Consider the following 21,402-nt stretch of genomic DNA (forward strand, 5'->3'; position numbering starts at 1 on the left):
GGGCGGGGGGGGGGGGGGGGGAGGTGGCGGAAGCGCGTCGTTGAGATAGGCGAGCGGATCCGAGCAGCCGCTGACATCGACGAACCGGCCACCGACCGATCCGCACAGCGTGGCCTCTGCCGTGGGAACCGTCGGGGTCAGCGTCGCCGCGAACATCAGCGCCGCGGCGCAGGCGCCGGACAACGGCCATAGTCTTCGCACCCGCCGATTGTGGCCCCGCCGCACCACCTTCCGGGCGGTTTCGGTGCAGTTGGTCGCGCCCAGCGCGACCAACTGCACCGAAATCACAACGTACGGCCGGTGACGAACACCCGCCGCACACCGGTCAGCGGATCGTCGAACTCGACGGTGTGGGCCAGTAACTGCAGCGGAGCGGTGAAGTCGTCGGGCGCGACGTCGACGACGTCGGGATACAGCGGGTCGTTGCGCAGCGGCAGTCCGAGCGAGGCCATGTGCACCCGCAGCTGGTGTGTGCGGCCGGTCCGCGGCGTCAGCCGGTACAGATCGTCACCGAGATGTTCGACCAGCGTCTCGGCGTTGGGCTCCCCCGGCTCCTCGAAAGCCTGTAACCGGCCGCGCTGCTTGACGATTCGACTGCGCACCACCGTCGGCAGGTCGACCGTGCGGTGACCGGCCGACCGCGCCAGATACATCTTGGCGACCGCGCCGTCGGAGAACAGGGTCTGGTACGCGCCCCGGATCTCCCGACGGGCGGTGAACAGCAGCACCCCGGCGGTGAGCCGGTCCAGCCGGTGCGCGGGACTCAGCTCGGGCAGGTCGAGTGCGCGGCGCAGCCGGACCACCGCGGTCTCGGCCACATGGCGGCCGCGCGGCATCGTCGCGAGGAAGTGCGGTTTGTCGACGACCACGATGTTCTCGTCGCGGTACAGCACCGGCATCTCGAACGGCACCGGAACCTCCACCGGCAGATCCCGATACAGGTACACGTGCGCGCCAGGCGGCAGCACGGTGGCCGCGGTGACGACGCGTCCGTCGGCGGTCAGCACCCCACCGTCGAACACCTTGGCCGCCACCGACTCCCCGAAGCGGTCAGCCAGCTCGACCAGGACGGCGCCTCCTCGCAGACGCACCCGCGCGGGTCCGAGCCCGTCGCACACCGGAAGTGGCGCGGGCCGAACGCGGCTCATCGCAACGGGACGGGTTCGAGGATCTCCGCCCTGGCCTCGGGCGCCGCCGCGCGCAGCGCGTCGGCGGACTCGTCGTCGGGCTGCTGCTGACTGCGCACCTCGGCGTCGACGCGGGCACAGTAGGTGTCCACCTCACGGGTGACGTCGTCGGCACTCCAACCCAGAATGGGCGCAACGACTTCGGCGACCTCGCGGGCGCAGTCGACGCCCCGGTGCGGGTACTCGATCGAGATGCGCATGCGGCGGGCCAGGATGTCCTCGAGGTGCAGCGCTCCCTCGGCGGCCGCGGCGTACGCGGCCTCCACCTTGAGGTAGATGGGCGCCTCGGTGATCGGGGTGAGCAGATCGGGTCGGCCTTCGGCCAGCGCCAGCACCTCGTTGATCAGTGAGCCGTACCGGTCGAGCAGATGACGCACCCGGTAGGGATGCAGACCGTAGTTCTTGCCGACGTGCTCGGTCTGGTTGATCAGCGCGAAGTACCCGTCGGCGCCCATCAGCGGCACCTTCTCGGTGATCGACGGCGCCACCCGGGCCGGCACGAATTCGGCGGCCGCGTCGATCGCGTCCTCCCCCATCACCCGGTAGGTGGTGTACTTGCCGCCGGCGATCGCGACCAGCCCCGGCGCAGGCACCGCCACCGCGTGTTCGCGCGACAGCTTCGAGGTCTCCTCGCTCTCCCCCGCCAGCAGCGGCCGCAGTCCGGCGTAGACGCCGTCGATGTCGTCGTGGGACAGCGGCGTGGCGAGCACCGTGTTGACGGTCTCGAGGATGTAGTCGATGTCGGCCTTGGTCGCGGCCGGATGCGCCAGGTCCAGGTTCCAGTCGGTGTCGGTGGTGCCGATGATCCAGTGCGTACCCCACGGGATGACGAACAGCACCGACTTCTCGGTGCGCAGGATGATCGCCACCTCGCTGACGATGCGGTCGCGTGGCACGACGATGTGCACGCCCTTCGACGCCCGGACCCGGAACCGGCCGCGTTGGCGCGACAGCGCCTGGATCTCGTCGGTCCACACGCCGGTGGCGTTGACCACGACGTGGCCGTGGACGTCGGTGACCGACCCGTCCTCGCTGTCGCGCACGGCGACACCGATCACCCGGTCGCCCTCCCTCAGCAGGTTGACCACCTGCGTGGAGGTGCGCACCACCGCGCCGTAGTGCGCGGCCGTGCGGGCGACGGTCATGGTGTGGCGGGCGTCGTCGACGACCGTGTCGTAGTAGCGGATACCGCCGATCAGAGAGCTGCGTTTGAGCCCCGGCGCCAGCCGCAGCGCTCCGGACTTGGTGAGATGGCGCTGCGCGGGAACGGATTTCGCGCCGCCGAGCTGGTCGTAGAGGAAGATGCCCGCCGCGACGTAGGGCCGCTCCCACCACCGGTTGGTCAGCGGGAACAGGAAAGGCAGCGGTTTGACCAAATGCGGCGCCAGCGTGGTCAGCGACAGCTCGCGTTCGTGCAGCGCTTCGCGCACCAGCCCGAACTCGAGCTGTTCGAGATAGCGCAGGCCGCCGTGGAACATCTTGCTGCTGCGGCTGGACGTGCCGGAGGCGAAGTCCCGCGCCTCGACCAGCGCGACCTTGAGTCCACGGGTGGCGGCGTCGAGCGCGGCGCCCGCACCGACCACACCCCCGCCGATCACCACGACGTCGAACTGCTCGGCACCGAGCCGCTGCCAGGCCTCGGCCCGCTGCTGCGGTCCGAGCAGCGTCTGCCCGTTGCTGGGGATCGGGTCGCTCACCGTTCCCAGGCTACGTGCTGTTCCTTTGCTCCTCGCGTCGGCGGGGATCAGTCCAGATCGTCGTGTGCCATCAGGCGACGTGCCGCCTCGACGATCGACCCGGACAGCGACGGATACACCGACAAAGTCTGCGCCAGGTCGGTCACCGAGATCCGGTTCTGCACCGCCAGCGCGATCGGCAGGATCAGCTCCGACGCGATCGGGGCCACCACGACACCGCCGATGACCACGCCGGTCGCCGGCCGGCAGAAGATCTTGACGAAGCCGTGCCGCAGCAGCGACATCTTCGCGCGGGCATTGGTGTTCAGCGGCAGCATCAGCGTGCGGGCGGGCACGCTGCCATCGTCGATCGCGGTCTGCGGAATCCCGACGGCGGCGATCTCGGGGCGGGTGAACGTGGCCGACGCCACGGTGCGCAGCCGGATCGGGGCCACCCCCTCACCCAGCGCGTGGTACATCGCGATGCGGCCCTGCATCGCCGCCACCGACGCCAGCGGCAGCAGGCCGGTGCAGTCGCCTGCGGCGTAGATGCCGGCTGCGGGCGTGCGCGACACCCGGTCGACGGGGATGTACCCGCCGCGGCCCAGTTCGACGCCGACGCGCTCGAGGCCCAGCCCCTCGGTGTTGGGCACCGACCCGACGGTCATCAGCGCGTGGCTGCCCTCGACGCACCGGCCGTCGGTCATCTGCACCCTCACCCCCGTCTCGGTGCGGGTCACCGAATCGGCGCGGGCGTTCTTGACCAGGGTGACGCCGCGTTCGGCGAACACCTCCTCCAGCACGGCGGCGGCGTCGCTGTCCTCGTGCGGCAGGATCTGGTCGCGGCTGGCGACCACGGTCACGGTCACGCCGAGTTCGGTGTAGGCGTTGCAGAACTCGGCGCCCGTCACACCGGAACCCACGATCACCAGGTGCTCGGGCAGATCGGTCAGGTCGTAGAGCTGGCGCCAGGTGAGGATCCGCTCGCCGTCGGGCGCCGCGTTGGGCAGCACCCGCGGGCTCGCTCCGGTCGCGATCAGCACCACGTCGGCCTTCAGGACGCCGGTCTTGCCGTCGTGCGTCGTCACGCGGACGCGGTGCTGCGCCAGACCGGGCACGTCATCGACCAGTTCGCCGCGGCCGCCGATCACCGTGACGCCCTCGCGCAGCAGTTGGCTGCCGATGTCGGCGGACTGCGACCGAGCCAGCGTCTTGACCCGGTTGTGGATCTGCGGCAGCGAGATCTTGGCGTCCTCGATGCTGATGTCGAAACCCAGGCCGGTCGCGCGGCGCAGTTCGGTGCGCACCCCCGTCGAGGCGATGAAGGTCTTCGACGGCACGCAGTCGTAGAGCACGCACGCACCGCCCACCCCGTCGGAGTCGACGACGGTGACGTGGGTGTGCGGGCCTCTGCCCGCGGCGACAAGAGCCGCCTCATATCCGGCGGGCCCGCCGCCGATGATCACGATGCGGGTTGCCACGAGCACAATCTAGCCGTTCGCTCTCGGCGGACGCTTCCGGTCGCGGCCGCGCGGTCGCCGGTTAAGCTCTCCTACCGTGCCGCTCTACGCCGCCTACGGGTCGAACATGCATCCCGAGCAGATGATGGAGCGTGCACCGCATTCGCCGATGGCCGGCACCGGCTGGCTGCACGGCTGGCGGCTGACGTTCGGCGGCGAGGACATCGGCTGGGAGGGTGCGCTGGCCACCGTCGTCGAGGATCCACTGTCGAAGGTGTTCGTCGTGCTCTACGACATGACCAAAGAGGACGAGGAGACCCTCGACCGCTGGGAGGGTTCGGAGCTCGGCGTCCACAAGAAGATCCGCTGCCGGGTCGACCGGGTCACAGGGTTCTCGACGGACACCCCACTCGAGCCCGTGCTGGCGTGGCTCTACGTGGTCGACGCCTGGGAGGGCGGACTGCCGTCGGCGCGCTACCTCGGCGTGATGGCCGATGCGGCCGAGATCGCAGGCGCGCCAGCCGATTACGTGCACGACCTGCGGACCCGTCCGTCGCGCAGCGTCGGCCCCGGGACTCCCGGCTAGTCCCCCTCTCCGCGAGCGTGCGGGTCTGCACACGACACGCCGCGCTCCGTTCTGCACTTTCGTCACCCTCGCGCGCCGCGACGGTGACAGGCTGAGTCCATGGCCGTGCCCGAACTCCGGCTGCGCGCCCCGGGTGCCGACCTGCTCGCGCTGCCGTGGGATCGTCCGCTCTCGGAGTGGGCGGTTCCCGACGTGCCGTTGCGCGACATCGCCGTCGGCCCGAGCCGCCACCTGGTGAAGTTCGTCGACTGCGACGGTGCGCTGTGGGCGGTCAAGGAACTGCCGCCCCGCATCGCCCGCAAGGAGTACGGCGTGCTCGGCGCGCTCGAGGACCTCGGCCTGCCCGCCGTGCGCCGGGCCGGTCTGGTCCACCAGCCCGACTTCGACACCTCGATCCTGCTGACCCGCTTCCTCGACGGGTCGTGGCAGTACCGGCGGCTGTTCCGCAGGCTGCCACCCGAAGAGCCCAAACATCGTGCCCGGTTGTTCGACGCGATGGCCAGCCTGCTGGTCGAACTGCACCGCCACGGGGTGTTCTGGGGGGACTGTTCGCTGGCCAACACGTTGTTCTCCCGGGACGGCCAAGTGCTGCAGGCCTGGCTCGTCGACGCCGAGACCTCCGAGGTCCACCCGCGGCTGTCCGACGGTCAGCGCGGCCACGACCTCGACATCCTCGTCGAGAACGTCGCCGCCGACCTGATGGACCTGGCGGCTTACCTCGGCTCGTCGGAGGAACTCGAGGACGCGCTGATCGCCGAGGCGCAGGACATCCCGAACCGGTACCAGCGACTGTGGGACGTGCTGCACGCCGAGCCGGTCTTCGACTTCAGCGACCGCTACCGCGTGGAGGGCACCATCCGCCGGCTCAACGAGCTCGGCTTCGCCGTCGAGGAGGTGACGCTGCAACCGGTCAGCGACACCGCGCCGGAGCGGTTACGGCTGCATGTCGGCGTCGGCGACCGCCGCTTCCACGCCGAACGGCTGCGCGAACTGACCGGCCTCGACGTGGGCGAGGGGCAGGCCCGCACGCTACTGGGTGACCTGCAGACCTTCCAGGCGCAGCTCAGCCGTGAGAGCGGCCAGGACGTCGACGACTCGACGGCCGCGCAGCTGTGGGTGATGGAGGTCGCCACGCCGACGATGCACCGCGCCCACGAGGCGATCGGTCGCGCAGGCACACCGATCCAGGCGTTCTGCGACCTGCTCGAGGTGCGGTGGTTGCTCAGCGAACGCGCGGGCCGCGACGTGGGGACCGAGCGCGCGCTCGTCGCGCTGGCCCGTGACGTCATCCCGCCCGACTCGGCGGCCAAGATGGCGGTGGCGGAGGTGCCGACGCAGCCGATGCCGGTGATCGACCTCGACGACTGATCGGGCAGAGGGGTCTACAGCAGGGCGGCCTGTTCGACGATGTTGACCATCGCCCGCACGCCCACCCCCAGCGCGCGCTCGTCGAGGTCGAAGGTCGGCTGGTGCAGATCCAGCTGGGGGCCGTGACCGCTCCACACGCCCAGCCGCGCCATCGCCCCCGGAACCTCCTCGAGGTACCACGAGAAGTCCTCGCCGCCGCCGGACTGGCGGGTGTCGGCGAGCACGTCCGGGCCGATCGCCTCGATCGCGTGGGTGAGGATGCGCGTGGAGACCTCTTCGTTGACCACCGGCGGCACACCGCGGCGGTAGAGCACGCTGTGCTCCATCCCCAGCGGCGCGAGCAGCGACGAAACGATCTCGCGCACAATGTCTTCCAACGTCAGCCAGGTCTCCCGGGACGCGGTGCGGATGGTACCGGCCAGCGTGCCGGTCTGCGGGATCGCGTTGGCCGCCACCCCGGCGTTGACCGCACCCCACACCATCACGGTGCTGTTGCGCGGGTCGATGCGGCGCGACAACACCCCCGGCACCCCGGTGATCAGCGTGCCCAGCCCGTAGACCAGGTCGCCGGTCAGGTGCGGGCGCGACGTGTGCCCGCCGGGTGAGTGCAGCGTCACCTCGACCTGATCGGCCGCCGAGGTGATCGGACCGGGCCGCACCGCCACCCTGCCCACCGCCAGCCGCGGATCGCAGTGCAGCGCATAGATCCGCGACACCCCGCTCAAGGCGCCGGCGGCGATCGCGTCGATCGCGCCGCCGGGCATCAGCTCCTCGGCGGCCTGGAAGATCAGCCGGACCCCGACGGGCAATTCGGGCACCGACGCCATCGCCATCGCCGCGCCCAGCAGGATCGCGGTGTGCGCGTCGTGACCGCAGGCGTGCGCCACGTTCGGCACGGTCGACGAGTACGGCAGCCCCGTCCGCTCGGCCATCGGCAGCGCGTCCATATCGGCGCGCAGCGCGATCCGCGGACCGTCCTCGCGCCCGAAATCGCACGTCAGCCCCGTACCGCCGGGCAGGACCTTCGGGTTGAGCCCGGCGTCGGCGAGGCGGGCGGCGACGAACTGGGTGGTGGAGAACTCCTGCCGGCCCAGTTCCGGGTTGGCGTGGATGTGGCGGCGCCAGGCGACCAGTTCGTCGTAGTGCGCCGACAGCCAGCGTGCGGCGGCGTGTTTGAGCACGCTCATGACGCCCGCCTCTCCTGCCGCTCCAGCACCCGGTCCCGCTCGGCGGAGGTCTCGGCGAGACGGACCACCGTGCGCGCCAGCATGATCGCACCCTCGACGACGGCCTTGTCCGCGCTGGGTCCCGCCGCGGCGGCGGTGAACGCCGGCTGGTGGATGGACGCGCCGCCGGCGTCGATGCCCACGACCGGATGGATACCGGGGACCACCTGCGTGACGTTGCCCATGTCGGTGCTCCCGAGCGGCAGCGCCGCCTCGACCTCGGCGGGCACCGGGGTGCGGCCGACCCGCTCCATCTCGTCGCGGAACACCCCGGCCAGCCAGCGGTCCGGGGTCAGCTCGGCGTAGGCGGGTGCGGTCTCGGCGACCTCGTGGTCGCAGCCGGTGGCGACGGCGCCCGCCGTGAAGCACCCGGCCATCCGGCCCTCGAGCTCACGCAGCGCGGCCGACTCCGCGGCGCGCATCGTGTAGCGCAGCCGGGTCCGGGCCGGGATGACGTTGGTGGCCTGGCCCCCGTCGGTGACGATGCCGTGCACCATCTGTCCCGGCGCCAACTGCTGGCGCAGCAGCCCGATGCCCACCTGCGCGACGGTGACGGCGTCACCGGCGTTGATCCCGAGGTGCGGAGCGACCGCCGCGTGCGACTCCCGGCCGGTGTAGGTGACGTCGACCTCCGAGAGCGCCAGCGACCGGGCGGCGGCGATGTCAACGGGCCCGGGGTGCAGCATCACCGCGACGGCGATGTCGTCGAAGACGCCCGCCTCGAGCATCAGCACCTTGCCCCCGCCCGCCTCCTCGGCGGGGGTGCCCACGAGCACGACCGTCAGCCCCAGGTCGTCGGCGACCTCGGCGAGCGCCAACGCGGTGCCGACGGCCGAGGCGGCGATGATGTTGTGGCCGCACGCGTGCCCGATGTCGGGCAGCGCGTCGTACTCCGCGCAGACGCCGACCACCAGCGGGCCGCTGCCGTAGGAGGCCCGGAACGCAGTGTCGAGGCCACCGACCGCTGAGGTCATCGCGAAGCCGTACTCGGCGACCAGCGCCTGTGTCTTGGCGCAGCTGCGGTACTCGGCGAACGCCAACTCCGGCTCGGCGTGGATCGCGTGGGACAACGCGACGAGGTCTCCGCGGCGGCGGTGGACGGCGTCTTCGACGCTCGTCGACGCGGTGGCGGAGGGCATTGACGCAGTATCTCACTGCCTGATCGCTCCCCGGCCGACAGCTAAGCTCGCACACCGTGACCAGCCCGGCCGAGGTGGCCCAGCAAGCGGCGGCCGCGATCCGCGACCGCACCGGAGTCGACGCGCACGACGTCGTGGTGGTGCTCGGATCGGGCTGGGCGCCCGCGGTCGACGCCTTCGGCACCGCCACGGCGACCGTGCCGATGGCCGAGTTGCCCGGATTCACCCCGCCGACGGCGGCCGGTCACGGAGGGGTGGTGTCGTCCGTCCCGATCGGCGGGCACCGGGTGCTGCTGCTCGTCGGACGCATCCACGCCTACGAAGGCCACGATCTGCGCCATGTCGTGCACCCGGTCCGGGCTGCGTGCGCGGCGGGTGTGCGGACGGTCGTGCTGACCAACGCCGCCGGCGGCCTGCGGGACGACTTCGCCGTCGGCCAGCCGGTGCTGATCAGCGACCACCTCAACCTCACCGGCCGCTCACCGCTGGTCGGGGCGCAGTTCGTGGATCTGGTCGACGCCTACGCACCGCGGTTGCGGACCGTCGCGAAGGCGATCGACCCGACGCTGGCCGAAGGCGTCTACGCCGGGCTGCCGGGCCCGCACTACGAGACCCCGGCCGAGATCCGGATGCTGCGCACACTCGGCGCGGACCTGGTCGGGATGTCGACGGTGCACGAGACCATCGCCGCGCGCGCCGCGGGCGCCGACGTGCTGGCGATCTCTTTGGTGACCAACCTGGCCGCGGGCATGACCGGGCAGCCGCTCTCGCACCAGGAAGTGCTGGAGGCGGGCCGTCAGTCCGCGACGCGAATGGGCGCGCTGCTGGCCGGTGTCGTCGCGTCGCTCTGATCGGGGGGACGACGGCTCCACCGCCGGCTCGCCCACACCACCACGCGGGCCAGCAGCGGCGAGGCGAACAGCATGAGCAGCACCCGCAACACCTGCGCGGCGATGATGAACGTGACGTTCGAACCCGTCTCCACCGCCGTCGCGAGCACCGCGTACACGCCGCCGGGGCTGGTCGCGAGATATCCCTCGAGCGGCGTCAGCGCGGTGTAGTGCGCGAGCGCCACCCCGAGACCGGCCGTCGCGACGCCCAGCACGGCGATGAGTCCGAGCGCGGCGGGCAGGATCCGGCCGATCGCGCGCAGCGACGCGGTGGTGAAGGCCAGACCGGCCTGCCAGCCGATGACGAAGTAGGCGATCTGCACCAGCACCGTCGGGACCGACAACCCGAACGAAAACCCGGTCAGCTGCAACACCACGGTCAGCGCCATCGGCCCGAGCAGGCCGGCACCCGGTAACCGCAGCAGCCGTCCGCCCGCGGCGCCGAGCAGCACCAGGACGGCCAGCATGGCCAGGCTCAGATACCAAGGGGCGGCGCCCTGTTGCGTCACGTCGCCGGAGGGTCGGGATTCGCCGGGGTGGAAGACGAACGCCACGACCACCGGCATGGACGCCGTCACCAGGGCCACCCGCAGGTACTGCACCACCGACACCACGCGGTCGTCGCCGCCGAGGTCGCGGGCGATGGCCACCAGACCGGAGGCGCCGCCCGCCGTCAGCGCCAGCGACCCGGTCAGCGGGGTGACGTCACGGTGCAGGCCGAGCAGCGCGCCGGCGACCACGCTCAGCAGCAGCGTCGCGACGACGACGCCCACGACGAACGGCCAGTCCGATCCGAGCGCGCTGAACGCGTCGCGCTGCACCATCGTGCCGATGTAGACGCCGAGCACCCCCTGGGCCACCACGCCCGCGGGGCGGGGCACCCCGGCGGGTGCGACCGAGAGCAGGGCGAGTGCGGCACCGACGGCCAGCGCCGCGAACAGACCGGCCGACGGCACCCCGGCCAGGGTCAGCGGAACGGTGACGGCGACCGACGCCGCGACCAGCAACACCCACTTCAGGATTCGGCGCATCACATCTCCCCACCGGCTCAGTGCCAAGTATGTCCTTCATAAACCATCGATGCAACATGAGGTTTTCCGCTGTGATTGCCACAAATATGAAGGTATAACTTGTTCATGACCAAACGTGCCGTGCCCGCCACCGAGCCCGCCACCGAGCTTCGCGAGGCGATCATGGCGGTCGCCCGCCAGATGCGACGACACCGGCCCGACCACGGGCTGACGCTGAGCCAGCTCGAACTGCTCGGCGAAGTCAGCCGCTCGGGCGTCACCACCCCGGCCGAACTCGGCGCCCGCCTGCACGTGCGCGCGCAGTCTCTGACCGAGAGCATCAACGAACTGCTCGTCCGCAACCTCATCTCGCGTCGCCCCGACGACCGGGACCGGCGCAGGCAACTCATCGAGATGACCGCTGCCGGTGCGGCACTGCTCAAGGCCGACCGCGCCGAACGCGACGCCTGGTTGCACCGGGCCATGGCCGACACGCTGACCGACCTGGAGTTCGACCTGCTCATGCTCGTCGCACCAGTGCTCCGCAAGCTGGCATTAATTGACGGCAAAGCGGGCACACTTGCTCCATGACTTCCTCGGCGATCTCGACGACCGTGCAGGAATGGATTGCGCACGACCCCGACCCGCAAACTGCGGCGGAGTTGTCCGAGTGCAGTCCGGAGGAACTCGACGAGCGGTTCTCCCGCCCACTGACGTTCGGGACGGCAGGGCTGCGCGGGCCGCTGCGCGGCGGTCCGAACGGGATGAACCTGGCCGTCGTGCTGCGGACGACGTGGGCGGTGGCCAAGGTCCTCAAGGACCGCGGCATGGCCGGTTCGCAGGTCGTCGTCGGCCGGGACGCCCGGCACCGCTCCGACGAATTCGCCCGCGCCGCCGCCGAAGTGCTCACCGCACAGGGGTTCGAGGTGGTGCTGCTGCTGGCGGCGGTACCGACCCCGATCGTGGCGTTCACCGTGCGGCACATGCACGCGGCCGCGGGCATCCAGATCACCGCGTCGCACAACCCGCCGACCGACAACGGCTACAAGGTGTACTTCGAAGAGGGTCTGCAGATCATCGGCCCCACCGACACCGACATCGAGGCAGCGGTCGCCGAGGCGCCGTTCGCCGACGAGATCCCCAGGGCCGAGGTGGAGACCGGCGGGATGGAGGAGATCGCCCACTACGTCGAACGGGCCGCCAACGTCCGGCACGCCAAGGCGCCCGTGCGCGTGGCGTTCACCCCACTGCACGGCGTCGGCGGTGAATACGCGATGGACACGTTCGTCCGCGCAGGCATCGTCGACGTGCACGTGGTCGACAAGCAGTTCTCCCCCGACCCCGACTTCCCCACCGTGTCACTACCCAACCCCGAGGAGCCCGGCGCGGTCGACGCCCTGCTCGAACTGGCCGCCGACGTCGAGGCCGACGTCGCGATCGCGCTCGACCCGGACGCCGACCGGTGCGCGGTCGGGGTGCCGACGCCCGACGGCTGGCGGATGCTCTCGGGTGACGAAACCGGTTGGCTGCTGGGCGATTACCTCCTCGCCCAGGTCGAGCCCGGCGAGGTCATGGACGCGACCATGGTGGCCACCACCGTGGTGTCCTCACGGATGCTCGCGGCAATCGCCGCCGCGCACGGCGCCCACCACGTCGAGACGCTCACCGGTTTCAAGTGGCTCTCGCGCGCCGACGACGATCTGCCCGGCAAGACCATGGTGTACGCCTACGAGGAGGCCCTCGGCCACTGCGTGGATCCGGCCGCGGTCCGCGACAAGGACGGGATCAGCGCGGCGGTGCTGTTCTGCGACCTCGTCGGCGTGCTCAAGGAACAGGGCCGCACCGTGCTCGACGTGCTCGACGACCTGGCTCTGCGCCACGGGGTCCACGTCACCGCCGCCGTCAGTCGCCCGGTCGCCGACGCCGACGAGACCGCCGGGGTGATGGCCCGGTTGCGCGACACCCCGCCAGACCGCCTCGCCGGACACGAGGTGACCGTCACCGACCTGAGCACCTCACCCGAGCCGATGCGCTCGGATGCCCTGATCTTCGCCGGAGGCGACGCCGACACGTCGGTGCGCATGGTCGTGCGGCCATCCGGGACGGAGCCGAAAGTGAAGTCGTACATCGAGGTTCGGCGTTCCTGCGCCGGCGATCTGCCGAGAGCGCGCGCCGAGGCGCAGCAGGTGCGCGACGAGTTGGTGGCGCTGGCGCAGCAGTGGTGACGGACGGGTAGCGGTCAGCGCGGACCGAACTGCCGGTCCCCCGCGTCGCCGAGCCCGGGGACGATGTAGGCGGCCTCGTCGAGGCGTTCGTCGATCGTCGCGGTGAACAGCCGCATCTGCGGTGCGGCCTTCTCGAGGGTGGCGATGCCCTCCGGTGCGACCACCACACAGATGGCGGTGATGTCGACGGCGCCACGCGCCTGCAGCAGCCCGACGGTGTGGGCGAGCGAGCCACCGGTGGCCAGCATCGGGTCGAGCACGAACACCGGCTGGGTGCTCAGATCGGCGGGCAGCGACTCCAGATACGGTGTCGGCTCGTGGGTTTCCTCGTTGCGGGCCACCCCGACGAACCCCACCCGCGCCTCGGGGATCAGCGCATGCGCCTGGTCGACCATCCCGAGCCCGGCCCGCAGCACCGGCACCAGCAGCGGCGGCTGCGCCAGCCGCGCCCCGGTCGTCACCGCCAGCGGGGTGCGCACCTCGACGTCCTCGCGGGCGGCGTCGCGAGTGGCCTCGTAGACCAGCATCAGCGTGAGATCGCGCAGCGCGGAACGGAAGGCCGCGTTGTCGGTGGCCTGATCGCGCAGCGTGGTCAGCCGCGCGGCGGCCAGCGGGTGATCGACGACGCGCACATCCATGGCGCCGACCTTAGCGGGAACCGCCGAGGCGTTCCCAACGTCGTAATCGCATGCACGCCGACACCGCCGCCATCCGCGCGCTGGCCCACACCGACGCCGCGCACTCCACCGACCTCGCGGCCGCCGCGGCTGCGCTGAACGGTGTCCCGGTCACCGCCGCCGCGTCGTCGCTGGGGCCGGTCGGTGCGCGCTTCCTCGCCGCGCTGTCCGCCGCCGCCACCGCCGAATCCGCCACGGCCGCCGCCCTCGCCGACCGTGTCGCCGGCGGCGCGGCGGCCGCGCGGTCTTCGGCGACGGCGTACGACCGGGCGCAGATGCGGGCCACCGCACTTCTCGGGGCCTGACCGTGCCGGGCACGCTGGCGGAAGCGCTCGCGGCGCCGCTGCGCGAGGTGCGCTCCCTGGTCGGGCCCGGCTGGCCCGACGGTTCCGGTGGCCCGCCCGGCGTCGCGCTGGCGGGAGTCCGGGACGCGCTGACCGGCGCGTCGACCACCGCGCGTGCGTCGTGGCAGCGCGCCGGCGAAGGCTGGTCCGGCCAGGCGGCCGACAGTGCGGGCGCGTTCGCCGCGGCCACCACCGCGGCGGTCACCGGGTTGGCCGACCGCACGGGCCGGCTCAGCGCGGGCACCCGCGAGGCGGGCGCGGCCGTCGCGCGTGCCGCCGCCCGCCTGCAGGACATCGTCGAACGCTTCGAGTCCCGGGCGGCCGCGCTCGAATCCCATCTGGACACCCCGGGGGTCGCCGAGGAACTGCTCACCGAGGCGCGGCGCGCCCTGCGCGAGGCCGTCGCGATCGCCGAGGAGTTGCGCGCCGAACTCGACGGCCATGCCGGTGCGCTCAGCGCCCCCGGTGGCGGACCGGCGGCGCCGTCGGCTCCGACGGTTCCCGCCGGCTTCGGCGGGGGTGCACCGGCCGCACTCGGCGCCGCCACCCCGATGGGGTCCTTGGCGTCCATGGCGTCCCGGGCCTCGCCGGCATCGGAGGCCTCACCGGCGGAGGCGGCGGCGCGCCGCGGGACGGGCGCCGGGCCCGACCCCGGCGTGTTCGGCGACGGTGTGGCGGTGCGGTTGCCCGACGGCAGCACGGCCACCGCGCCGAACGCGGTCGCCGCCGATGCGGTGCGCCACGCACTGACCCAGCTGGGCGTGCCGTACCAGTGGGGCGGCACCACGCCCGGTGTCGGCCTGGACTGCAGCGGGCTGACGCAGTGGGCCTATCGCGAGGCCGGCCTGGATCTGCCCCGGCTCGCGCAGGAACAGGACGTCGGCGCCGCCGTCGACGCCGGGTCGCTGCGTCCCGGCGACCTCGCGGTGTGGGACGGACACGTCGCGATGGTCGTGGGCGACGGTGTCATGGTCGAGGCGGGCGATCCGGTCAAGCTCTCGGCGATCCGGACGAGCAATGCGGGACAGGGCTTTCAAGGGTTCTGGCGGCCGACGGCGTGACGTCGGTCAGGGCATCGCCTCGGCCCACGCCATCTGGCCCTCGTGGCCGAAGGCTTTGGCTCTCTCGCGGTAGCGGTCGCGAAGCTGTCGGTAGGTCGTCGCGTCCCCGCGACGTAGTGACAGCAGCGCGCGCATTCGCAGCAGCGCAAGCTCGCAGAACGCCGCGCCGTCGAACCGTGGGTGACCGGACAGGCGCGTCAACACCTCGTCGACCTCGGCGAGGTCGCGGTCCGTGCCCCGCTCGATCAGCGCGGACGCCAGGAGCGTCGTCGCCCACGGCACGTAGGAGAGCAGCCCGGTGTCGTACAACGTTTCGACACACGTCCGCAGCAACGGCAATGCGGACCAGTCCCCCTGCGCGAGGGCCTGCTCGGCAAGCCACGCGTCGATGACCGGAACCATCATCGAGAAGAACCGGCCGTCGACCGCCATCTCCCGCACCTGCCGCAGCAGCTCCGTCGCCCGCTTCGTCCGGCCGGACGCGTGGTTGAGCAGTACGCCCGCCGACGCGAACAATGCGAAGCCGTACGCGATGTCGTCGGCCGAGCGTTGCGCGATGTCCAGCGCCTCGTCACTGTTGCGGAGCGCGGCGTCGTCGGCCGGGATCACGCCGCTGGCGATCGCGTTCGTATAGGTGTAGACCATCACCGCCGCCCGGGACATCGGGTCGGCCTCGTTCGCCATGGCCACTGCGCGGTCGAAGTCCCGACGCCACCCAGGTCTGCCCAGCCACCAGCAGGCTGTGCACCGCATCGCATACGCGAGCGCCAGCGGAGCGCCGAGCACGTAGCCCCCCAGCGCAGGGTCGTCATGAGCGAGGTCGATCACCATGTCGCAGCACCGCAGCGCTTCGGCGAACTCGCCGGTGAGAATCTTGATGGCGGCCGGGAACAACGCCATACCGACGGTGAGCGTCGGGTCGCCGATCGACTCCAGCAGCACCATCTGCTCGTCGACCAGTCGGGACGCTTCCGCCAACGTTCCGTCGATCAGCTGCTCGTTGACCAGGCCGGCCATGGCGATCGCCACCGACGCTTTGTCACCGGCCACCGCGCACAGTTCCTGCAGTTCTTCGAACCGCCGGCCACCAGCCAGCTCTTGTTTGCGGAATCCGTTGGCGCACAACAATGTTCGAGGCGCTATCCGTAGTTCGAGTTGACCCGGGTTGTCCGCTGAAAGGGCATCGGCCAGCATCGACGCCCGCTCCCAGCTCACCAGCGCCGCGCGGATGTCCCGCTGCTGGGACCACGCGGCAGCGCGCATGTGCCACTCGTAGGCGGCCCGCGGATCACCCGCGGCGTCGAGATGTTCGGCGATCAGCGCGGCGTTCTCGTCAATCGACGGCTCCTGCCGGGAGATCGCGTCGGCCAGCCGCCGGTGCAGCGCCGCACGGTCGGACCGGAGCTGGGACTCGTAGGCGACCGTTCGGATCAACGGATGACGGAAGGCGTACTCCGCGTGCCCGGTGAACTTCACCTGGTCGATCAGTTCGGCCAGCAGCAGACCGTCGACCGCGGGCGCCACGCCCATCAAGGCCAGCAGGTCCGTGTCGAAACGCATTCCGATGACCGATGCCGCACACAGTGTGTCCTTGGCTGGTGGCTCCAAACGGTCGATACGTGCGGCGATCGTCGCCTGCAGCGTTGCCGGCACGCTGATTTCGGCGACGTCCACGCGGCAGACGTACGCGCCACGTCGCCCGTGGAGAAGGCCTCGCTCGGCAAGGTCGCGCACGATCTCCTCGGCGAAGAACGGGTTACCGGCGGCACGCTGCGCGACCGTCACCGCCAGGTCCACCACAGACCGATCGGCGCCCAGCAGTGCGCGGGCCAGGGCGGCGGACTCGGGATCGCTCAACGGCGCCAGCGTCAGTGTCTGCGCACCCGGAACCCGGCTCAGGGCACCGTGGAAATCCGGTCGGTGGGTGACCAGCACCATCGCACGCGTCTGCGGTATCACCGTCACGAAGTCGGCGAGCATCGCATCGCTGACCTCGTCGATCCAGTGCGCATCCTCGACGATGTAGAGGGCGGGCGAGCCGCGGGACACGGCGGCGGCCTTGACCATCCGCGACAATCGACGGCGGCGCGCGTCGGGATCGATGTTCGGTAGCGCGGCGTCCGGGTCCCGGATTTCCAGAAGGTCTTCGAACAGCAGCAGATCCTGCTCGTCGGCGTCGTCGAAACGCGCCCGCAGTCGCGCCCGGACCACCTCGTCGTCGAGACCGGGCAGACCGGCGATCGTGCGCAGAAGCTGACCCACGACGTGGAACGGGACGTCGCTGATGTGGGATTCACAGAACGACCAGAACACCTCGACGCCGCGGCCCGCCGCCGCGCCGGCGATCTCGCGCGCCATTCTGCTCTTGCCGATCCCGGGCGGACCCACCAGTGCGACGACCGTCCCGGCGCCGTCGATGGACCGTTCGAGGATCCCCTCGACGGCCGCCATCTCCCAGTGCCGTCCGACGAGTTGCGGCTCGGCGCGCCCGCCCACCGCATGGGGTGCCGCCATGCCCAGCAGGCGCCGTGCAGCCACGAGCTGGTCACAGCCCTTCACCACGACCTCCTCCGGCGCGCCGAGCACCGCGACATGCTCGACCAGGCGGGCCGTCGAGTCGCTGAGCAACACGCCGCCGGGCGGAGCCGCGGACTCCATCCGCTGCGCCCAGCCCACGTGCTCGCCGACAGTGGTGAAACCCAGCGTCGGTGACGCGATGTCACCCGCGATCACCTGCCCTGAGTTCAGGCCGATTCGCAGTTGGAGCGCGGCGCCGTCGGTGCGCTCGACGGTCGCTGCGAGCTGCCCGGCCTGCCGCTGGATGCCCAGCGCCGCGAAACAGGCCCGCACCGCGTGGTCCTCGAGGGCGATCGGCGCGCCGAAGACCGCCATGATCCCGTCCCCGGTGAACTTGTCGACCGTCCCGCCGTACCGCTGCACCACCGCCGAGGACCGGTTGACCAGATCGGCCATGATCTCGCGCAGCCGCTCGGCGCCGACAGCTGCCGCGATGTCCATCGAGCGGACGACATCGGCGAACAGGACAGTGACCTGCTTGTACTCGGCATGTGCCGCCGCCTGAGCCACGGGTGCGCCGCATCCGTGGCAGAACCGGGCGCCATCCAGGTATTCGGTGCCGCAGGCACGGCACGCCGTAGAGGTCGTCATCCGACCCTCCGCACGTCGGCCCGCAACACTGCGGGCCCACCCAGAATAGGCCGGGCACCGTGGCGGCATACCGGTTATCGAGCCCCGTCGGCGGTGCAAGGGTCTCAATCCGCGCGGTTGCGCGTGTTCGCAAACACTTTCGGCTGCGCGGCGACGGTCCGCATACCGATCGGAACCGCTACCCCAGTCCGACCTCGTCTGCACCGCAACGTGTTTCGAACAGGCGGGCACCCTGGCGCCGGGCCAGGGCGCGCGCGGATTCGAGATCGGCTCGGCGGACTTCTGGAGTGGTCTGGGTCCGGGCACGAAGCCGCAGCAACTCGGCGTCGTAGAAGTGCATCCCGGTGTGCCGGGCCAGTTCCAGACCCGACTGCAGGCGCTCGCGGGCCGGCTTCAATTCGCCCGCGGCGATGAGCAACCGTCCGATGACGGCGTCGAAGATGGTGGTGTACAGGGACACCCCGAGCGAGCGCAGGTTATCGAGGTGGGTGGCGAGCGCGGTGCTGTGGGCGGTGAGCACGGTGCGGTCGCAGCGGTCGTCGGCCAGGGCAGCCAGTGCGTCGACGGCGCTCAGCCACGTGGCCGCGACCCGCAGCCACATGTCGAGGCCGTAGCGCTCGGCGTGATCGATGGTGTCCGCGGCCACGTCCGCTGCGCGGCCGAGGCGGCCGGATTCGATGCACAGCCAGGTGGTCATGGAGCGGGTGTACGCGTGCAGATACGGGGTTCCGGGAAAGCCCAGACCCGAGCCCAGGCGTACCGCCTGCGCCAGGTCGTCCTCGGCCCCGTTCATATCGCCTCGCATCAACGCGACCAGAGCCAGGTACAGCTGCGCCAGCGCCTTCGACTCGGCGACGACACGTCCGTGGTCGTCGTCGGCCCGACCCTGTGTCGCGAGGTCGTCGGCCCCGCCGTGCAAGTGGCGCTGCGCGGCGCCGCAGTCGCCGCGGAGCAACGCCGTCGTCCCGGACAGGACCTCGATCACCGAGTGGGCACACCGCCGTTGCCCGAAGTGCGTGCGCAGCACGTCGATCACATTGTCCGCCCGGCGCAGGTCGGCCCGGATGAGGTGGTAGTTGGCGACCGCGATCAGCGTCTCGAACAGCTCGTCGTTGCGGAGGTGGGCGGGGCCCAGCTGCAGGCACCGCTCGAAGTCAGCGGCGGCCTCGGGGCTCTGGTAGCCGTCGGCGGCGAAGCCGAGAGACCCGCGTTCCAGGCGCAGCGCAGCCTCGAGACGATCCCGTTCGGCATCCGCGGGCGCATCCTCGAGCTGCGCGAGCGAACGGGTCAGGTGGGCACGGGCCTCGGCAAGGGCCCCGCGCCGCCGTGCATCGGTCGAGGCGTGCTGATAGGCCGCCGCGGCGTCGGCGAAGCGGCCGGCGTGCTCGTAATGCTCGGCGACCAGCCGCCACTCCGGTTCACGGGACCGGATCAGGATGTCGGCGACTCTGCCGTGGAGTCCGCGCCGAACACTCGGCGGCGCGAGTTCGGCGGCGACCTCGCGCAGCAACTCGTGGCGGAAGCGCCAGCCGCCTCCCCAGGACTCCAGCACCCGCGCGTCTTCGAGCTCACCCATGACGCGGTCGAACTCGTCACACGGAATGTCCACCGACGCACGCAGCAGTTCGCCGTCGAGCTGGCGGCCGACCACTGCGGCCGCCTCGACCACGGGGACCACTTCCGGGCTGACACGCAGCCGGGCCATAAGGGGTTCGTAGAGCGTCTCCGGGACGCCGCTCTCGGTGCTGCCGTCGACCACCTGCTCGATGTAGAACGGCACACCGTCGCACCGCGCGACCACCTCGGCCCGCTGATCAGCGGCGAGACCCGGATCGAGCGCCGCGACGAGCGCATCGGACTGCGTCGCGGTCAGCGGAGCGAGGTCCCACACCTCGACGTTCGAACCCGACGGCAGCCATCCGCCCGGCCGGCCGGTCATCACCACCAGCACCCGACCTGCGGCCGATTCGAGGAGCGCGCCGATCACCTCGCGGGTCGAGGGATCGAACCAGTGCAGGTCCTCGGCCACCACCAGGCCGGCGCCGTCGAGACACGCCAGCAGATACGCGGTCACCGCCGCGGTGACCAGTTCGTAGAGTTCGTCGCCCTCGGCGGCGACGGGCTCGTACCCGGCGCGGGCTTCGATACCGAGTACCGGCGCCAACAACGGCACCGCGCTGTGCGGGTCCAGTCCGCACGCGCTGCACTCGGCGGCCAACCGGTGCAGCCGGTCCAGTTCGCCGGTCTCGCGCACGATGCCGCACCGGCGCTCCAACAGCGCCCGGATCGGGTGCAGACCGGCGTCGGTCTGCAGCGGTGACCCGGCCAGTTCCAGCACCACGGCGCCACACTCCGCCGCCATGTCGACGGCTGCGGCCGCGAGGCGGGACTTCCCGATCCCCGGCTCGCCCCGCAGGAGCACACCCGGCGTGGTCAACGTCCCCGCCTGCGCCCGCGCCAAGGCTGCCCGCAGACGCGCCAACTCGTTGTCACGGCCCACCAGCGGACTTCGGCCCGAACGTGACGCCGACGCGGACTCGGACACCACCCGGTGGTGGTTGACCGGTTCCTCGACGCCCTTCACCCACGCGGCGGGAATGGTCTCCAACTCGAAATCGCGCCGGATCAACGTCGCCATCGCGTCGGAGACCACGACGGCGCCGGGCGGCGCCAGCCCCGATACGCGGGCGGCGAGGTTGGCCGCCAGCCCGTAGACGTCGTCTTGCGCGGTGTCCAGGTAGACCGGTCCGCGGTGCACCCCCACCCGCACCTCGATCTGCACCCCGAAGCGGCGCCGGGCCTGCTCGCTCAGCCGGGCCACATCCCGGACCACCTGCAGCCCGGCCTGCACCGCGCGACGCGCGTCGTCCTCGTGGGCAACCGGGTGGCCGAAGACGGCGAGCAGCCCATCCCCGGCCGTCGAGCCGATATGACCCCCGTACCGATTCACCGCGCGCAGCACCTTCTCGCGGTAGCGGCCGACCAGCAGCCGGTAGGTCTCGGGTTCCACCCGGGTCGACAACACCGTCGAGTCCACCAGATCCGCGAACAGAAGCGTCAGCCGCCGGATCTGACCGGGCTGATCGGGCACGGCCAGCAGATCTTCGGCCTCGGCATTCGTGCCGTCGGCCGCCAGCACACTCGCCGCCAGCACCGTCGCGGTGGCACGATCCCCACGGTTGACGGCCGCCACTGCCCGGTCGAGCATCTCGTCGATCGTGGCGCCGTGGTCGCCGCCCTGGCGTCGAGGTATCGGGTACCGCATGTCCGGCACGCTTGTCACGGTCATCACCCGGCTTCCGCCGCTGTCGATCGCTACCAAGAATAGGGTGTTCGCGCGCACAGGAAGCGGTTTGGCGAGTTCGGGAACGCACCGCGGGGCTCC

Annotated in this window: 16 protein-coding genes and 1 pseudogene; 7 read left to right on the forward strand and 10 right to left on the reverse strand. The window is 71.3% G+C overall.

The window, feature by feature from the left end:
* The 4 genes and pseudogenes from AU196_RS26050 to AU196_RS07505 form a co-directional block, all read right to left on the reverse strand.
* Positions 1–201: pseudogene (locus tag AU196_RS26050) on the reverse strand (RNA-binding protein); the annotation flags it as partial.
* Positions 202–284: 83 nt separating this feature from the next.
* Positions 285–1,148 (reverse strand): pseudouridine synthase, encoded by an 864-nt coding sequence (locus tag AU196_RS07495; RefSeq protein ID WP_059094480.1) that lies wholly within the window; start codon positions 1,146–1,148, stop codon positions 285–287.
* Positions 1,145–2,884, reverse strand: a complete 1,740-nt coding sequence (locus tag AU196_RS07500) for a glycerol-3-phosphate dehydrogenase/oxidase (RefSeq protein WP_059094481.1) — start codon at positions 2,882–2,884, stop codon at positions 1,145–1,147. The genes AU196_RS07495 and AU196_RS07500 overlap by 4 nt, the downstream gene beginning before the upstream one ends.
* A 47-nt stretch (positions 2,885–2,931) precedes the next feature.
* Positions 2,932–4,344, reverse strand: a complete 1,413-nt coding sequence (locus AU196_RS07505; RefSeq protein WP_059094569.1) for an NAD(P)H-quinone dehydrogenase — start codon at positions 4,342–4,344, stop codon at positions 2,932–2,934.
* 76 nt (positions 4,345–4,420) lie between these two features.
* Here AU196_RS07505 and AU196_RS07510 point away from each other — a divergent pair, with 76 nt between their 5' ends.
* Positions 4,421–4,909 carry a gamma-glutamylcyclotransferase family protein gene (locus AU196_RS07510; RefSeq protein ID WP_059094482.1) on the forward strand — a complete coding sequence of 163 codons (489 nt, stop codon included), beginning with the start codon at positions 4,421–4,423 and terminating at the stop codon, positions 4,907–4,909.
* 99 nt (positions 4,910–5,008) lie between these two features.
* On the forward strand, positions 5,009–6,277 hold the full coding sequence (locus tag AU196_RS07515) for a DUF4032 domain-containing protein (RefSeq protein ID WP_059094483.1): 1,269 nt from the start codon (positions 5,009–5,011) through the stop codon (positions 6,275–6,277).
* A 14-nt stretch (positions 6,278–6,291) separates the two neighbouring features.
* On the opposite strand, the gene AU196_RS07520 is transcribed toward AU196_RS07515, so the two are convergent.
* Together AU196_RS07520 and AU196_RS07525 are read right to left on the reverse strand one after the other, a co-directional pair.
* Positions 6,292–7,464 carry an amidohydrolase gene (locus AU196_RS07520; RefSeq protein ID WP_059094484.1) on the reverse strand — a complete coding sequence of 391 codons (1,173 nt, stop codon included), beginning with the start codon at positions 7,462–7,464 and terminating at the stop codon, positions 6,292–6,294.
* On the reverse strand, positions 7,461–8,642 hold the full coding sequence (locus tag AU196_RS07525) for a M20 family metallopeptidase (protein ID WP_059094485.1): 1,182 nt from the start codon (positions 8,640–8,642) through the stop codon (positions 7,461–7,463). The genes AU196_RS07520 and AU196_RS07525 overlap by 4 nt, the downstream gene beginning before the upstream one ends.
* Positions 8,643–8,698: 56 nt before the next feature.
* Between AU196_RS07525 and AU196_RS07530 the strand changes: the two genes are divergently transcribed.
* Positions 8,699–9,493 (forward strand): purine-nucleoside phosphorylase, encoded by a 795-nt coding sequence (locus tag AU196_RS07530; protein WP_059094486.1) that lies wholly within the window; start codon positions 8,699–8,701, stop codon positions 9,491–9,493.
* Here AU196_RS07530 and AU196_RS07535 read toward each other — a convergent pair.
* Positions 9,439–10,563: an AbrB family transcriptional regulator gene (locus tag AU196_RS07535; RefSeq protein ID WP_059094570.1), complete on the reverse strand. Its 1,125-nt coding sequence runs from the start codon at positions 10,561–10,563 to the stop codon at positions 9,439–9,441. The two genes, AU196_RS07530 and AU196_RS07535, sit on opposite strands and share 55 nt — an antisense overlap.
* Before the next feature lie 105 nt (positions 10,564–10,668).
* On the opposite strand from AU196_RS07535, the gene AU196_RS07540 reads away from it, so the two are divergent.
* Positions 10,669–11,133, forward strand: coding sequence for a MarR family winged helix-turn-helix transcriptional regulator (locus AU196_RS07540; protein WP_059094487.1), 465 nt, complete (start codon positions 10,669–10,671; stop codon positions 11,131–11,133).
* Positions 11,130–12,767 carry a phospho-sugar mutase gene (locus AU196_RS07545; RefSeq protein ID WP_059094488.1) on the forward strand — a complete coding sequence of 546 codons (1,638 nt, stop codon included), beginning with the start codon at positions 11,130–11,132 and terminating at the stop codon, positions 12,765–12,767. Before AU196_RS07540 ends, AU196_RS07545 begins: the two co-directional genes overlap by 4 nt.
* A 14-nt stretch (positions 12,768–12,781) precedes the next feature.
* On the opposite strand, the gene upp is transcribed toward AU196_RS07545, so the two are convergent.
* The gene (gene upp, locus AU196_RS07550; RefSeq protein WP_059094489.1) at positions 12,782–13,405 is read right to left on the reverse strand and encodes a uracil phosphoribosyltransferase; all 624 of its coding nucleotides are present in this window, start codon (positions 13,403–13,405) and stop codon (positions 12,782–12,784) included.
* A 50-nt stretch (positions 13,406–13,455) separates the two neighbouring features.
* On the opposite strand from upp, the gene AU196_RS07555 reads away from it, so the two are divergent.
* Positions 13,456–13,749, forward strand: a complete 294-nt coding sequence (locus AU196_RS07555; RefSeq protein ID WP_059094490.1) for a type VII secretion target — start codon at positions 13,456–13,458, stop codon at positions 13,747–13,749.
* A 2-nt stretch (positions 13,750–13,751) separates the two neighbouring features.
* Complete coding sequence (locus AU196_RS07560) at positions 13,752–14,849, forward strand: C40 family peptidase (RefSeq protein WP_059094491.1); 1,098 nt, start codon at positions 13,752–13,754, stop codon at positions 14,847–14,849.
* A 6-nt stretch (positions 14,850–14,855) separates the two neighbouring features.
* Here AU196_RS07560 and AU196_RS07565 read toward each other — a convergent pair whose 3' ends face one another.
* On the reverse strand, positions 14,856–18,017 hold the full coding sequence (locus AU196_RS07565; RefSeq protein WP_059094492.1) for an adenylate/guanylate cyclase domain-containing protein: 3,162 nt from the start codon (positions 18,015–18,017) through the stop codon (positions 14,856–14,858).
* Positions 18,018–18,195: 178 nt separating this feature from the next.
* Positions 18,196–21,306, reverse strand: a complete 3,111-nt coding sequence (locus AU196_RS07570; protein ID WP_231737450.1) for an adenylate/guanylate cyclase domain-containing protein — start codon at positions 21,304–21,306, stop codon at positions 18,196–18,198.
* Positions 21,307–21,402 lie beyond the last annotated feature (96 nt).

This window comes from Mycobacterium sp. IS-1742 (assembly GCF_001500125.1).
Taxonomy (GTDB): domain Bacteria; phylum Actinomycetota; class Actinomycetes; order Mycobacteriales; family Mycobacteriaceae; genus Mycobacterium.

Excerpts from the sequence above, each read along its gene's own strand:
- AU196_RS07495 (WP_059094480.1), bottom strand. The coding sequence starts at position 1,148 with ATGAGCCGCGTTCGGCCCGCGCCACTTCCGGTGTGCGACGGGCTCGGA.
- AU196_RS07515 (WP_059094483.1), top strand. The coding sequence starts at position 5,009 with ATGGCCGTGCCCGAACTCCGGCTGCGCGCCCCGGGTGCCGACCTGCTC.
- AU196_RS07520 (WP_059094484.1), bottom strand. The coding sequence starts at position 7,464 with ATGAGCGTGCTCAAACACGCCGCCGCACGCTGGCTGTCGGCGCACTAC.
- AU196_RS07525 (WP_059094485.1), bottom strand. The coding sequence starts at position 8,642 with ATGCCCTCCGCCACCGCGTCGACGAGCGTCGAAGACGCCGTCCACCGC.
- AU196_RS07535 (WP_059094570.1), bottom strand. The coding sequence starts at position 10,563 with ATGCGCCGAATCCTGAAGTGGGTGTTGCTGGTCGCGGCGTCGGTCGCC.
- AU196_RS07540 (WP_059094487.1), top strand. The coding sequence starts at position 10,669 with ATGACCAAACGTGCCGTGCCCGCCACCGAGCCCGCCACCGAGCTTCGC.
- AU196_RS07545 (WP_059094488.1), top strand. The coding sequence starts at position 11,130 with ATGACTTCCTCGGCGATCTCGACGACCGTGCAGGAATGGATTGCGCAC.
- upp (WP_059094489.1), bottom strand. The coding sequence starts at position 13,405 with ATGGATGTGCGCGTCGTCGATCACCCGCTGGCCGCCGCGCGGCTGACC.
- AU196_RS07555 (WP_059094490.1), top strand. The coding sequence starts at position 13,456 with ATGCACGCCGACACCGCCGCCATCCGCGCGCTGGCCCACACCGACGCC.
- AU196_RS07565 (WP_059094492.1), bottom strand. The coding sequence starts at position 18,017 with ATGACGACCTCTACGGCGTGCCGTGCCTGCGGCACCGAATACCTGGAT.
- AU196_RS07570 (WP_231737450.1), bottom strand. The coding sequence starts at position 21,306 with ATGACCGTGACAAGCGTGCCGGACATGCGGTACCCGATACCTCGACGC.